This window comes from uncultured Brevundimonas sp., assembly GCF_937863155.1.
Lineage (GTDB): Bacteria > Pseudomonadota > Alphaproteobacteria > Caulobacterales > Caulobacteraceae > Brevundimonas.
Genome location: NZ_CALMFB010000067.1, coordinates 34,278 through 47,068 on the forward strand (window position 1 = coordinate 34,278; position 12,791 = coordinate 47,068).

Genomic DNA, 12,791 nt, shown 5'->3' on the forward strand with positions numbered 1-12,791 from the left:
GCGGTTAGTTCCCCTCGACCGAGGCGGCTTCGGCCACATAGGGGCGGGGTCCGGCGGCCGCGCCCGCGCGCAGGTCGGCCGAGGGCGTCAGCGGCGCCGAACCGCCGTTCAGCCGCGCCTTGTAGATGGCCATATTCTCCAGCACCCGCATCATGTAGTCGCGCGTCTCGCTGAACGGCACGCATTCGATGAAGTCTTCGGGCGCGGTCTGGCCGCCGCGCGGGTCGCCGCAGCGCGACACGAACATGTTGATCCGCCCGGCGCCCGCATTGTGCGCCACCGCCGACAGCAGATAGGAGCCGCCGCTGCCGCTGAGCGTCTCGCCCAGGTGATAGGTCCCCAGCGTCATATTGTAGTCGGGGTCGTACAGACGCTCGACCGAATAGGGCATGCCCAGGCGCCGGGCCACGGCCGCCGCCGTGGCGGGCAGGAACTGCATCATGCCGCGCGCATTGGCGCCCGAGGTCGCGCGGGGGTCGAAGCTGGATTCCTGGCGCGTGATGGCCAGTGAGAAGGGGAGGGGCGCGGCCCCGGCAACGGTCGGCGGCATTCGCACCGGATACTGGCGCTCGGGCATCAGAACGCCGCGCTGGCTGGCGGCGCGGCCGATCATCATGGCGGCGAAGGTCTCGCCATAGCCGCGCGTCATGTCCATCAGCTGGGCGTAGTCGGCCGGCTCGGTCAGCTGGTCGTCCAGCGCATAGGCGAAGACGCGATACAGGCTGGTCTCGCCCGTCTCGCCCAGGATGCGCAGGGCGCGCACCATTTCGTCGGCCTCGAAGCGGGCGACGTCGGATGCCGTGGGTTGCGGATCGGCGGGCAGGACCAGGGTGGCGACCCCGGCCTTTTCGGCCGCCAGCTGGCCATAGAAGGACTGAATGTGCCGCCCGCCCTCGGCGTAATAGGCCTGGGCCGCGGCGCGGTCGCCGCGCGCCTCGGCCGCCCGGCCCAGCCAGTACAGCGCCCGGCCTTGGGTGATCGGCGTCGATGACATTTCGCGCAGGGCCTGGAAGTGCCGCGCCGCCGTGACCGGATCGTTCAGTCGCGTCAGGGCCGCCCAGCCGGCGAAGAACTCGCCATCCACCTTGCGGTCGCCCGACGGGAAGCCGTGGCCGGCCATGGCGTCATAGGCGGCGCGCGGATCGCCCAGGCGCAGGGCGTCCAGGAAATAGTTGCGCCGCTCGCGCCACAGGGTGTCTTGCCCTTCCTTGTGAGAGGGGGCGGCGGGCAGGGCCGACAACAGGGCGAAGGCCTCGCTCTGGCGGTTGGCGGCGCGCAGGATGCGCACCCGCTCCAGCACCACGGCCGGGTGCCGCGCCTGGGCCGGGCTCAGATTCGCCACCACGCCTTCGGGCGAATAGGCGGTGCGCAGGGTCATGGCCGCTTGGGCGACGCCCCGCATCTCGGGCGAGGCCATGGCCGCCATGGCGCGCGTCGCCGGGCCGTGCGGCCCCAGCAGCAGCATCGACAGGCGGGCGTCGTGGTCGTCGGTCGTCAGGGCGCCGGACCAGCGGTTCAGGATGCGCGACTGCTGGGCGTCGTCGAACGAGCGGGTGCGCCACCAGTCTCGGATAAGGCTCTGCGCCTCTGCCCGGCGGCCGCGCTGGTCCAGGGCGTCGGCCAGGGCGATGGCGCCCTGAACGCTGTTGGGCGGGGTCTGGGCGAACAGGGCCAGCACGGCGTCCGGCCCCGGATTGGCCAGGTCCAGCGAGGCCTCCAGCGCCGTGCGCCGCCCGTCGCCGCGCGGCCAGCGGGCCATGGCCTGGGCCGCCTGGGCCAATTCGGAATGCGACAGCTGGTTGGCCGAGGTGTCCAGCAGCGCCCACTCCACCAGCTTGCGCGCCGTGGGGTCGCCGATCTGGGACATGGCCATGCGGGCGCCGCCGACATCGCGGGCGCGCGCGGCGGCCAGACCCTGGCGGAAGGCGGCCGTGTCGGCCTCGCTCAGCACGCGACCCTGATAGGCCGGGGCGGCGACATAGGCCGTCGGTTGGCTGTTGAGCGATTGGGGCAGGGGCGCAGTCGCCGCCAGAACCGTGGCCAGAGCCGTCGCGATCATGAAGCGCATCATCCCCATTCTGATCGGTTGCGGCGCGCGCGGCGCCGACCTAAACCTCCTGCGTACCGGCGAATGCGCGTCGCGCCCACCCACACAGGCTGTATTTGTTCCAATGACCGCTCCCCTGTTCAAGGGCGTGATCACCGCCCTGATCACACCTCTTCGTGACGGAAACGTGGACGAGGCGGCTTTCACCGCCCTGCTGGAGCGTCAGATCGCCGCCGGCGTGCACGGCGTCGTGCCCATGGGAACGACGGGCGAGAGCGCCAGCCTGCATGCGGATGAGCATCAGCGCGTCGTCGAACTGGCGGTTCGGGTCGCGGCCGGGCGCATCCGCGTCATCGCCGGGGCGGGGGCGTCGGCCACGGACAAGGCCATCGAACTGGTGCGTCACGCCAAGACCGTGGGGGCCGACGGCGCCCTGGTGGTCACCCCCTATTACAACCGCCCGTCGCAGGCCGGGCTGCAGGCCCATTTCGAGGCCATCGCCGAGGCGGTGCAACTGCCGGTGCTGCTGTACAATGTGCCGGGCCGCACCGGGGTGGATCTGGCGAGCGAGACGGTCGCGGCCCTGGCGGCGCACCCGAACATCGTGGGCATCAAGGATGCGACGGGCGACCTGGGTCGGATCGGCTGGATGCGCGCCAATATCGCCGAGGGGTTCGCCCTGATCTCGGGCGACGACCCCAGCTGGCTGGGCTATCAGGCGGCGGGCGGGCACGGGGTGATCTCGGTCACCTCGAACGTCGCGCCCGAGGGGATGGTCGCCCTGTACGACGCGGTCCAGGCCGGCGATCTGGAGGCGGCGCGCCTGTGGCAGGATCGACTGATCGGCCTTCACAAGGCGCTGTTCCTGGACGCTTCGCCGGCGCCGGCGAAATACGCCCTGTCTCGACTGGGCCTGTGCACCGAGGAGCTTCGCCTGCCGCTGGTTCCGGCCCGCGCCGAGGTGCGCCCGGCCATCGACCGCGCCATGGCCGAAGCCGGCGTCGCCTGATGGCCGCCGAAAAGCCCAAGACCAAGCTGATCGCCGAGAACCGGCGCGCGCGCTTCGACTATTTCCTGGAAGACAATCTCGAGGCCGGGATTCAGCTGCTGGGCACCGAGATCAAGGCCCTGCGCGACGGACGGGCCAATATCGCCGAATCCTATGTCTCGCCCGAGGGGCGCGAGATCGTGCTGATCAACGCCGACATCCCGCCCTACAAACAGGCCAACCGCTTCAACCACGAGCCGCGCCGGCCGAGAAAGCTGCTGTTGCACCGGCGTCAGATCGACAAGCTGATCGGGGCGGTCCAGCGCGACGGCCAGACCATCATTCCGCTGAAGCTCTATTTGAACGAGGCCGGCAAGGCCAAGGTCGAGATCGCCCTGGCCAAGGGCAAGAAGATCCACGACAAGCGCGAGACCGAGGCCGCCCGCGACTGGCAGCGCGACAAGGCCCGGCTGATGCGCGACAAGGGCTGAAAGCGGCCTTGAGTATGAATCCTTCTCCCGCTTGCGGGGGAAGTGTCATGTCGTCGAGCGCCAGCGAGACGCATGACGATGGGGGAAGTCTGCTCCCCTGCGAAGACTCCCCTCTCCGACCCTGGATCAGCTTCGCTGATCGACGGGCCACCTCTCCCGCTCGCGGGAGAGGGATGAGCACGGTCAGCACTCAGTCAGCATAAGGCCTTAAGTGATCGGGCGCGCGTCCAAGACGCCGGGCAGGGCCGACGGGGCCGTGGCGGCATAGGCGCCCAGGGACGGGCTGCCCCAGCTGTTCTGGACCATCATCCCGCAGACGGCGATGGCCACCGCCAGCACCACGGCCCACAGCGCGGCGCGGCGCTCGGAGCGGCTGAAAACCGAATTCGACTTGCTGGACATCCCCAACCTCCTGTCCGCCGAAAAACGTCGGGTCGCAGGGACTGTTCCGCCAGATTCATGCGGGACGATACGCCACCTGATTCGCGTGTCCGGCGAGCCACAGTGGGCCAGCGTGGCCGTTCCGATCAGCGGTCGTCGCGCGGCGCGCGCGGGCGGCCGACGTCGGCGGCCAGGTCGGCCAGGTCGATGAAGGCGTCGGCCTGACGGCGCAGTTCGTCGGCGATCTGGGGCGGCTGGCTCTTGGTCGAGGACACCACCGTCACCCGCACGCCCCTGGCCTGAAGCGCCTGGACCAGACGGCGGAAATCCCCATCGCCCGAGAACAGCACCGCGTGGTCCAGCCGCGGCGCCAGCTCCATCATGTCGACGGCGATCTCGACATCCATATTGCCCTTGGTGCGGCTGTGGCCCTGCGCGTCGGTGTAACGTTTGACCGGCTTGGTCACCACGGTGAAGCCGTTGTAGTCCAGCCAGTCGACCAGCGGCTTGACCGGGCTGAACTCGTCCCCCTCGATCACGGCGGTGTAGTAATAGGCCCGCAGCAGCTGCCCCTTGGCTGCGAAGGCGTCCAGCAGCTTGCGGAAGTCCATGTCCAGGTTCAGCGCCTTGGCGGACGAGTAAAGATTGGCCCCGTCGATAAACAGGGCCAGCCGGTCGGTGTTATGGAAGGTCATGAACGGTTCCGTAGACAGCGAATATGAAGGCGACGGCGCATTGAATGACGCCGTCTTCGTCGCCCTCGGCTGCAATGACAAGGGGGTCTGGCGCGATTGCGAACAGGCGCTGGAGGCCGCCCTGGCCCGCTTCCGCGCCGAGGGGATCGATGTAATTGCGCGGTCGTCGTGGTGGCGCTCAGCCGCCTGGCCCGATCCGGCCGACCCGCCGTTCCTGAACGGCGTGGTGCAGGTGCGGACCCAGCATGATCCCCATGCCCTGATGGCCGCCCTGAGCCGGATCGAACAGGCGTTCGGCCGCCAGCGGGACCGCCCCAACGCCCCGCGCACCCTGGACCTGGACCTGATCGCCTATGGCCGGCTGAACGGCGATTTCGCCGGCCTGATCCTGCCGCATCCGCGCGCGGCGGACCGGCTGTTCGTCATGGGGCCGCTGGCGCAGATCGCGCCGGAGTGGCCGCATCCGACGGGTGGGACGGCGACGGTTCTGGCGCAGGCGGCGACCGTGGGGCGTGACGCCCGGCCGATCTGATCGCCCAAATCCCGCCGTCACCGCATTGCACAATGCGTCTTCGCTCTATATTTTACCGGGTTCACTCCCCGCGCCACCCGAGGATTTCATGGCTCGCGTCACTGTCGAAGACTGCATCGAAAAGGTGCCGAACCGGTTCGGCCTGGTCCTGCTGGCCGGTCACCGCGCCCGCAATATCGCCAATGGCGCGCCGCTGAACCTGGATCGCGACAACGACAAGAACCCGGTCGTGGCCCTGCGCGAACTGGCCGAGGACGCCGTGGTCCCCGACGAACTGCGCGAGAACATCATCACCACCCTGCAACGGGTCGATGAGCGCACCGAGGCCGAGGACGAGGCCGAGACCGTGGCCCTGCTGGCCGAGCCCCAGCATATGAACATGGCCGAGCAGGAGCTGATCCGCGCCCTGCAGAGCGACCGCGACGGCGGCCAGGAGGAGCGCTACTGACGGCCGAAGCCGGCACAGGCGTCACCATTCTGCCGGCGCGGCCCGAAGAGGCTTCGCCGAAACCGACCGCTGCGAACCGCAACGATCCGCCGTCGACGCCCGCCGTCGGCGGCGATGTCGTATCCGGCGCCAAGCGCACCCAGGTCCTGCGTCAGTTCGAGCTGGTCGAGGCGGTGCGCGCCTATGATCCCACCGCCGACGAGGACCTGCTGAACCGGGCCTATGTCTATGCGATGAAGATGCACGGCTCGCAGTTGCGGGCCTCGGGCGATCCCTATTTCGCCCATCCGATCCAGGTGGCGGGCATCCTGACCGACTATCGGCTGGACACCGCCGCCATCGTCACCGCCCTGCTGCATGACGTGGTCGAGGACACCTCGGCCACGCGCGACGACATCGCCTCGATGTTCGGCGAAGAGATCGCCGTGCTGGTGGAAGGCGTGACCAAGCTGTCGCGGCTGGAGCTTCAGGCCGAGCACACGCGCCAGGCCGAGAACCTGCGCAAATTCATCCTGGCCATCTCCAAGGATGTGCGGGTGCTGCTGGTCAAGCTGGCCGACCGCCTGCACAACATGCGCACGCTTCAATATGTGAAGCCCGAAAAGCGCGAACGCATCAGCCGCGAGACGCTGGAAGTCTATGCGCCGCTGGGCCGGTCGATCGGCATCCATTCGATCGCGTCCGAGCTGGAAGAACTGGCCTTCACCTATCTGAACCCCACGGCCAAGACCGCCATCGAGCGGCGGCTGGAGGCGCTGAAGCTGGAGCATGGCCGCGCCATCGACGGGGTGTCCGCCGAGGTCCAGCGTGTCCTGGTCGAGGCGGGCATGAAGGCCGAGGTCTTCGGCCGCGAGAAGACGCCCTATTCGATCTGGAGAAAGCTGCAACGCAAGTCGGTGGGCTTCTCCAGCCTGTCCGACATCTACGGTTTCCGAGTGATCGTGGAGGCCGAGGATGACTGCTATCGCGCCCTGGGCGTCATCCACCGTGCCTGGCCGATGGTGCCGGAGCGGTTCAAGGACTTCATCTCGACGCCGAAGTCGAACAACTATCGCAGCCTGCACACCACCGTGGTCGGGCCGTCGGGTCTGCGCATCGAGATGCAGATCCGCACCGAGGTCATGGACCGGGTGGCCGAGGACGGCGTGGCGGCCCACTGGCGTTACAAGAACAAATCCTATGGCTTCGACAAGGAGGCCATGGAGCAGGACGGCGGGCGCGATCCGTTGCAGAACCTGCGCCATCTGGTTCAGGTGATCGAGCACGGCGAGGGCGGCGAGGACTGGGTCGAACACGCCAAGCTGGAGATGTACCTGGATCAGGTCTTTGTCTTCACGCCCAAGGGCGCCCTGATCACCCTGCCGCGCGGCGGCATGCCGCTGGACTTCGCCTATGCGGTCCACACCGAGGTCGGCGACACCGCCGTGGGCGCCAAGATCAACGGCGAACTGAAGCCCCTGCGCACCCAGCTTCAGAACGGCGACGTGGTCGAGATCGTGCGCGGGCCGAAACGCGACATCCCCGCCGACTGGCGCAATCTGACCGTCACCGGCCGGGCGCGCTCGGCCATCCGGCGCCATATCCGCGTGTCGGAGCGCGAGGAGCTGATCAAACTGGGCCGCGCGGCGCTGGAACAGACGCTGACGCGGGCCGAGAAATCGCTGGCCGAGGTGTCGCTGAAGCCGGTGCTGGAAACCCTGGCGGCGGCGTCGGAAGACGATCTGTTCGAGGCCATCGGGCGCGGGCAACTGGCGCCGTCCAGGGCGGCCGAGACCCTGTTCCCGGCGCTGAAAGGGCGGTTGAAGGCAGGGCCGGAGCGGCGCCGCATCGGCGAGGACAAGGCCCGGCTGTTCGTGCGCGGCGGCGGCCTGACCCCCGGCGTCAGCATGCATTTCGGCCAATGCTGCACCCCGGTGCCCGGCGACCGCATCGTCGGCATTCTGGAACCCGAGATCGGGCTGACGGTCCACACCATCGACTGTGGCCGCCTGGCGGAATTCGCCGACGACGACAGCGTCTGGCAGGATCTGCAATGGACGCCCCAGGCCGAACAGTCGGCGGTGGGTTCGGTCCGCATCCGCGCCACCATGCAAAACGCGCCTGGCGTGCTGGGTCAGGTGGCGACCGTGATCGGCGAGGCGGGCGGCAACATCCTGAACCTGGGCATGACGCGCCGTCAGCAGGACTTCTTCGACATGGACATTGATGTCGAGGTGGAAGACGCCAAACACGCCACCAGCATCATCGCCGCCCTGCGCGCCAATCCTGCGGTCGATACGGTCGAGCGGGTGAAGGGATGAGCGGCGACACGCCGACCAACGCCGACAACATGGCCTCGCCGTCCTACCGACTGGCGGCGCTGGATCAGGATTTCCTGCTGGGCGATTCCATGCGCGGCGTGCGCTTCCTGATGGAATACGCCAAGGCCGAAGAGGCCCTGCGCGCCTGGGGCGTTCGGTCCACCATCGTGGTGTTCGGCAGCGCCCGCATCGGGCCCGAGGGCGGCGAACGCCACGCCCGCTGGTATGAAGAAGCCCGCGCGTTCGGCCGCATCGCCTCGGAACGCGGCGGCGCCCGGGTCGGCCAGCCGGGCCAGCCGCGCGACAATGTCATCGCCACCGGCGGCGGGCCGGGGATCATGGGCGCGGCCAATCGCGGCGCGCACGAAGCCGGGGCGCCGTCCATCGGCTTCAACATCACCCTGCCGCACGAGCAGGAGCCGAACCCCTGGTCCACGCCGGCGCTGACGTTCCGGTTCCACTATTTCGCCATGCGCAAGATGCACCTGGCCATGCGGGCCAACGCCCTGGTGGTGTTTCCGGGCGGGTTTGGCACCTTTGACGAACTGTTCGAGATCCTGACCCTGCGCCAGACGGACAAGGCGCCGCCGATCCCCATCGTCCTGTTCGACCAGGCGTACTGGCGTTCGGTGGTCAGCTTCGACGAACTGATCGCGCACGGCATGATCGCGCCGGGCGACCTGGACCTGTTCCGCTTCGCCGAGGACGCCGAGGAGGTCTGGTCCTGCCTGCTGGACGGCGGGCTGAAGCCGCACCAGTCGATCGAATAGGCGGCTTTCCTTCCGCCGGTCCCTGGGGCTATGGGAAGCCATGACCAGCGATGACGTTCTGAACGAGTTCCGCGCCGCCGGCGCTCTGCGCGAAGGCCATTTCGTGCTGTCTTCGGGCCTGCACAGTCCGGTCTTCCTGCAGAAGAACCTGGTGTTCATGGACGCGGCGCGGTGCGCGCGGCTGTGCCAGGCGCTGGCCGACAAGATCACCGCGGCGGTCGGGCCGGTGGACGTGGCGATTTCGCCCGCCGTGGGCGGCATCATCCCCGGCTATGAGACCGCGCGCCACCTGGGCGTTCCGTCGATGTACGTCGAGCGCGAGGGCGGAGAATTCAAACTGCGTCGCGGCTTTCATGTCGAGCCGGGCCAGAAGGTGGTGATGGTCGAGGACATCGTGACCACCGGCCTGTCGTCGCGCGAATGCATCGGCGCCATCCGCCAGGCGGGGGGTGATGTGGTCGCCGCCGCCTGCATCGTCGACCGCTCGGGCGGCCGGGCCGATGTGGGCGTACCGCTGGTGGCGCTGGCGACGCTGGACGTGCCCGCCTATACGGCCGACGCCCTGCCGCCCGAACTGGCGGCCCTGCCGGTCGAGGATCCGGGCAGCCGCAGGTTGGCCAAGGGATGACCCGCCGCGTCCGCCTGGGGGTCAATATCGACCATGTCGCCACGGTGCGGAATGCGCGCGGCGGGGGGCATCCCGATCCGGTGCGGGCGGCCGAAGAGGCGATCGGGGCAGGGGCCGACGGCATCACCGCCCATCTGCGCGAAGACCGCCGCCACATCACCGACGCCGACATCACCGCCCTGACGGACCTGTGCCGCCGGTTCGACCGGCCGCTGAACCTGGAGATGGCGGTCACGGACGAGATGCTGGCCATCGCCCTGCGTCACCGGCCCCACGCCGCCTGTCTGGTGCCCGAGCGGCGCGAGGAGGTGACGACCGAGGGCGGCCTGGCCGTCGCGGGCCACGAGGCGCGGATCGGCCCGGTGGTGCAGGCCCTGGTCCAGGGTGGAAGCCGCGTCAGCCTGTTCATCGAACCGTCGCCGGAACAGGTCGCCGCCGCCGCCGCCGTGGGAGCCCAGGTGGTCGAGTTTCACACCGGCCGCTATTGCCACCTGCCGTTCGGCGGGCGCGACGCCGAGTTCGCCCGCATCGCGGCGGCCGCCAAACAGGCCCAGGCGCTGGGGCTGGAGGTCCATGCGGGCCATGGGCTGAACTACGACACCGCGCGCGAGATTCTGGCCATCCCGGAGATCGTGGAGCTGAACATCGGCCATTTCCTGATCGGAGAGGCCCTGTTCATCGGTCTGGGCGCCGTCATCTGGGCCATGCGCGACACGATGGACGAGGCGACGGCGTGATCGTCGGGGTCGGGGCCGACCTGTGCGACATCCGCCGTATCCAGGGTTCTCTGGACCGGTTCGGCGACCGGTTCCGCAACCGCTGCTTCACGCCGCTGGAGATAGCGCGTTCGGAAAGAAAGCCTGATGCGGCCTGGAGTTACGCCAAACGGTTCGCGGCCAAGGAGGCCTGCGCCAAGGCCCTGGGCACCGGCATGCGGCGCGACGTCTATTGGCGGGACATCGGGGTGGTGAACCGGCCCTCGGGCCAGCCGACCCTGGCCCTGACCGGTCCTGCGGCCGAGCATCTGGCGCGGCTGACCCCGCCGGACCATCGGGCGGAAATCCATCTGACGCTGAGCGACGAACACCCCTATGCGCTCGCCTTCGTGGTGATCGAAGTCTTGCCCGCGACATAATCACGCTATACCGATTTCGCGCCGAAAGACCGCGCGCAGCGGCCGGGGGACCAAGACATGAGCGACGAGCACAAGCCGCACGACGATCACGGCCACGATCACGCCGGCCATGACGACCAGGCGCCCGAACCTGCCCACGCGCCCGAGGCGGTCCAGGCCGTCAGCGACGGCCACGAGGCCGCGCCGCATGACGATCATGCGCATGAGCCCGCGCACGACGCCGATCACGGCCATGCCGAAACGGCGCATGACGATCACTCCGACGTCACGGCCCACGTCCCGTCGGCCGTAGAGGCGGTCAGCGACGGCCATGCGTCTTCGGACCACGCCGGTCATGACGATCACGGCCACGACGCCGAACCGGCCGCGGATCACCAGGACTCTTCGCCGGTCGAAGCCGTGAGCGACGGCCACGATGACGGCCATGCCGGCGCCGCAGCGGCCGCCGCAGCGGTAGCGACCGCCGCCGCCGTCGGGGCCGCGGCCTCGGATCGTCGCCCGATCTGGAGCGACAGCGGCGATGCGCCGTTCGATGACACGCCCGCCGCCGCCGCGCCCATCTATGACCGCAAGGCCCGCAAGAAGGGCAAGAAGGGCAAATCGTCGGGCGGTTCGGCCAATGAGACGGTCGAGATCTTCAAGACCATCGTCTTCGCCTTGCTGATCGCGCTGGTGCTGCGCGTCTTCCTGTTCCAGCCCTTCACCATTCCGTCGGCCTCGATGGAGCCGAACCTCTATGAGGGCGACTATATCGTCGTGTCCAAATGGAGCTACGGCTACTCCAAACACTCGATCCCGTTCAGCCCGAACCTGTTCCAGGGCCGCATCCTGGACCGCGCGCCCCAGCGCGGCGACATCGCGGTGTTCAAGCTGCCGCGCGACAACAAGACCGACTACATCAAGCGTGTGATCGGCATGCCGGGCGACACGGTGCAGATGCGGGCCAACCGCCTGTACATCAACAACCAGCCGGTCGATGACGTGGTCGTCAGCCAGGCCCAGATCGAAACCATGTTCGGGCCCCAGCCGGTGACGCGCCTGCGCGAAACCCTGCCGGGCGGCCGCAGCTTCACCATCCAGGACTTCGGTCCCGGCCAGGCGGTGGACGACACCCAGGTCTATTCGGTCCCGGCCGGCATGTATTTCATGATGGGCGACAACCGCGACAACTCGGTCGACAGCCGGTACGACATCAACAGCGGCGTCGGCCTGGTGCCGGCCGAGAATCTGGTGGGCAAGGCCGAGATCATCCTGTTCTCGTGGACGCCGGGCGCGTCGTTGCTGAACCCGGTGACCTGGTTCGCCAACATCCGGCCCAGCCGCTTCTTCACCGTTCTGGATTGATGGCTGACCGTCGGGCCGAGGCGGTCACCGCCCTGGCCCAGGCGATGGGCCACGCGTTCCGCGACCGCAAGCTGCTGGAGCGCGCCCTGACCCACGCCAGCGTGGCCGAGGGCGCGCCGCCCGGACCGCACGGGCCGATGGACAACGAGCGGCTTGAGTTCCTGGGCGACCGGGTGCTGGGCCTGCTGGTCGCCGACCGGCTGTGTCGCGATTATCCGCTGGCGGACGAAGGCCGGCTGTCGTCGGCCCTGCATGGACTGGTGGACAAGGCCGCCTGCGCGCGCGTGGGCGAACGGCTGGGCGTAGGCGAGGCGCTGCGCCTGTCGCCGGGCGAAACCAAGTCGGGCGGGCGGCGCAAGGCGGGTCTGATCGCCGATGCGGTCGAGGCGCTGCTGGCGGCGGTCTGGCTGGACGGCGGCATCGAGGCGGCGCGCGCCGTGTTCGACCGCGCCTGGGCGTACGAGCTGGCTACTCCGGCCCCGGCGGCCGTCAACAACCCGAAATCGGCCTTGCAGGAGTGGGCGCAAGGGCGCGGCCGCCCTCTGCCGACCTATGCCGTCACCCATCGCACCGGCTCGGACCATGCCCCGACCTTCACGGTCGAGGTCCGCGTCGATGGCGTCGAACCCTTGACCGCTCAGGGGCGTTCGCGTCAGGAGGCGGAGAAGGCGGCCGCCACGGCCCTGTTGAAACGAGAAGGCGTCATTTGACCGAGACCAACCCCAGCACCCGCGCCGGCTTCGTCGCCGTGATCGGCGCGCCCAACGCCGGCAAGTCCACCCTGGTGAACCGGCTGACGGGGTCCAAGGTCTCGATCGTGACCCAGAAGGTCCAGACAACCCGCTTCCCCGTGCGCGGCATCGCCATGGCGGGCGAGGCGCAGCTGGTGCTGGTCGATACGCCCGGCGTCTTCACCCCGCGTCGGCGTCTGGACCGGGCCATGGTCGCCTCGGCCTGGGCCGGGGCGCAGGACGCGGACGCCGTGGTCCATCTGATCGACGCCCAGGCCGAACTGGGCGCCGAGGGCCGCGA

General features: G+C 69.0%; 15 protein-coding genes. 12 read left to right on the forward strand and 3 right to left on the reverse strand.

The genetic code is table 11. The features are described from left to right. Positions 1 to 4 precede the first annotated feature (4 nt). Positions 5 to 2,068 carry a transglycosylase SLT domain-containing protein gene (locus Q0581_RS10730; RefSeq protein WP_298700123.1) on the reverse strand — a complete coding sequence of 688 codons (2,064 nt, stop codon included), beginning with the start codon at positions 2,066 to 2,068 and terminating at the stop codon, positions 5 to 7. A 103-nt stretch (positions 2,069 to 2,171) separates the two neighbouring features. On the opposite strand from Q0581_RS10730, the gene dapA reads away from it, so the two are divergent. Together dapA and smpB are read left to right on the forward strand one after the other, a co-directional pair. Next, a complete protein-coding gene (gene dapA, locus Q0581_RS10735) occupies positions 2,172 to 3,056 on the forward strand; it encodes a 4-hydroxy-tetrahydrodipicolinate synthase (protein ID WP_298700125.1) in 885 nt (294 codons plus the stop codon). Beyond that, a complete protein-coding gene (gene smpB, locus Q0581_RS10740) occupies positions 3,056 to 3,526 on the forward strand; it encodes an SsrA-binding protein SmpB (RefSeq protein WP_298700127.1) in 471 nt (156 codons plus the stop codon). The genes dapA and smpB overlap by 1 nt, the downstream gene beginning before the upstream one ends. Before the next feature lie 207 nt (positions 3,527 to 3,733). Here smpB and Q0581_RS10745 read toward each other — a convergent pair whose 3' ends face one another. Together Q0581_RS10745 and Q0581_RS10750 are read right to left on the reverse strand one after the other, a co-directional pair. Then, the gene (locus Q0581_RS10745; protein ID WP_298700130.1) at positions 3,734 to 3,928 is read right to left on the reverse strand and encodes a hypothetical protein; all 195 of its coding nucleotides are present in this window, start codon (positions 3,926 to 3,928) and stop codon (positions 3,734 to 3,736) included. A 125-nt stretch (positions 3,929 to 4,053) separates the two neighbouring features. Beyond that, positions 4,054 to 4,602, reverse strand: coding sequence for an NYN domain-containing protein (locus Q0581_RS10750; protein ID WP_298700132.1), 549 nt, complete (start codon positions 4,600 to 4,602; stop codon positions 4,054 to 4,056). On the opposite strand from Q0581_RS10750, the gene folK reads away from it, so the two are divergent. From folK to Q0581_RS10800, 10 genes are all read left to right on the forward strand, one after another. Further along, positions 4,601 to 5,134 (forward strand): 2-amino-4-hydroxy-6-hydroxymethyldihydropteridine diphosphokinase, encoded by a 534-nt coding sequence (gene folK / locus Q0581_RS10755; protein WP_298700135.1) that lies wholly within the window; start codon positions 4,601 to 4,603, stop codon positions 5,132 to 5,134. The genes Q0581_RS10750 and folK overlap by 2 nt on opposite strands. 88 nt (positions 5,135 to 5,222) lie before the next feature. Then, on the forward strand, positions 5,223 to 5,582 hold the full coding sequence (rpoZ, locus tag Q0581_RS10760) for a DNA-directed RNA polymerase subunit omega (protein ID WP_292258677.1): 360 nt from the start codon (positions 5,223 to 5,225) through the stop codon (positions 5,580 to 5,582). A gap of 173 nt (positions 5,583 to 5,755) precedes the next feature. Then, positions 5,756 to 7,882 (forward strand): bifunctional (p)ppGpp synthetase/guanosine-3',5'-bis(diphosphate) 3'-pyrophosphohydrolase, encoded by a 2,127-nt coding sequence (locus Q0581_RS10765; RefSeq protein ID WP_298700140.1) that lies wholly within the window; start codon positions 5,756 to 5,758, stop codon positions 7,880 to 7,882. Further along, the gene (locus Q0581_RS10770) at positions 7,879 to 8,652 is read left to right on the forward strand and encodes a TIGR00730 family Rossman fold protein (RefSeq protein WP_298700143.1); all 774 of its coding nucleotides are present in this window, start codon (positions 7,879 to 7,881) and stop codon (positions 8,650 to 8,652) included. Before Q0581_RS10765 ends, Q0581_RS10770 begins: the two co-directional genes overlap by 4 nt. Before the next feature lie 40 nt (positions 8,653 to 8,692). Next, positions 8,693 to 9,280, forward strand: coding sequence for an orotate phosphoribosyltransferase (pyrE, locus tag Q0581_RS10775; RefSeq protein WP_298700145.1), 588 nt, complete (start codon positions 8,693 to 8,695; stop codon positions 9,278 to 9,280). Beyond that, positions 9,277 to 10,017 (forward strand): pyridoxine 5'-phosphate synthase, encoded by a 741-nt coding sequence (locus Q0581_RS10780; RefSeq protein WP_298700148.1) that lies wholly within the window; start codon positions 9,277 to 9,279, stop codon positions 10,015 to 10,017. Before pyrE ends, Q0581_RS10780 begins: the two co-directional genes overlap by 4 nt. Continuing rightward, positions 10,014 to 10,415, forward strand: a complete 402-nt coding sequence (acpS, locus tag Q0581_RS10785) for a holo-ACP synthase (protein WP_298700151.1) — start codon at positions 10,014 to 10,016, stop codon at positions 10,413 to 10,415. Before Q0581_RS10780 ends, acpS begins: the two co-directional genes overlap by 4 nt. Before the next feature lie 501 nt (positions 10,416 to 10,916). Beyond that, the gene (gene lepB, locus Q0581_RS10790; protein WP_298700160.1) at positions 10,917 to 11,759 is read left to right on the forward strand and encodes a signal peptidase I; all 843 of its coding nucleotides are present in this window, start codon (positions 10,917 to 10,919) and stop codon (positions 11,757 to 11,759) included. After that, positions 11,759 to 12,469 carry a ribonuclease III gene (gene rnc, locus Q0581_RS10795; RefSeq protein ID WP_298700154.1) on the forward strand — a complete coding sequence of 237 codons (711 nt, stop codon included), beginning with the start codon at positions 11,759 to 11,761 and terminating at the stop codon, positions 12,467 to 12,469. The genes lepB and rnc overlap by 1 nt, the downstream gene beginning before the upstream one ends. Beyond that, on the forward strand, positions 12,466 to 12,791 hold a 326-nt coding region (locus tag Q0581_RS10800; protein ID WP_298700157.1), incomplete at its 3' end, for a GTPase. The genes rnc and Q0581_RS10800, both read left to right, overlap by 4 nt.

Bases quoted from the DNA above. Each gene is read 5' to 3' on its own strand.
- Q0581_RS10730 (WP_298700123.1), bottom strand. From the start codon at position 2,068: ATGCGCTTCATGATCGCGACGGCTCTGGCCACGGTTCTGGCGGCGACT.
- dapA (WP_298700125.1), top strand. From the start codon at position 2,172: ATGACCGCTCCCCTGTTCAAGGGCGTGATCACCGCCCTGATCACACCT.
- smpB (WP_298700127.1), top strand. From the start codon at position 3,056: ATGGCCGCCGAAAAGCCCAAGACCAAGCTGATCGCCGAGAACCGGCGC.
- Q0581_RS10745 (WP_298700130.1), bottom strand. From the start codon at position 3,928: ATGTCCAGCAAGTCGAATTCGGTTTTCAGCCGCTCCGAGCGCCGCGCC.
- folK (WP_298700135.1), top strand. From the start codon at position 4,601: ATGAACGGTTCCGTAGACAGCGAATATGAAGGCGACGGCGCATTGAAT.
- Q0581_RS10750 (WP_298700132.1), bottom strand. From the start codon at position 4,602: ATGACCTTCCATAACACCGACCGGCTGGCCCTGTTTATCGACGGGGCC.
- rpoZ (WP_292258677.1), top strand. From the start codon at position 5,223: ATGGCTCGCGTCACTGTCGAAGACTGCATCGAAAAGGTGCCGAACCGG.
- Q0581_RS10770 (WP_298700143.1), top strand. From the start codon at position 7,879: ATGAGCGGCGACACGCCGACCAACGCCGACAACATGGCCTCGCCGTCC.
- pyrE (WP_298700145.1), top strand. From the start codon at position 8,693: ATGACCAGCGATGACGTTCTGAACGAGTTCCGCGCCGCCGGCGCTCTG.
- Q0581_RS10780 (WP_298700148.1), top strand. From the start codon at position 9,277: ATGACCCGCCGCGTCCGCCTGGGGGTCAATATCGACCATGTCGCCACG.
- rnc (WP_298700154.1), top strand. From the start codon at position 11,759: ATGGCTGACCGTCGGGCCGAGGCGGTCACCGCCCTGGCCCAGGCGATG.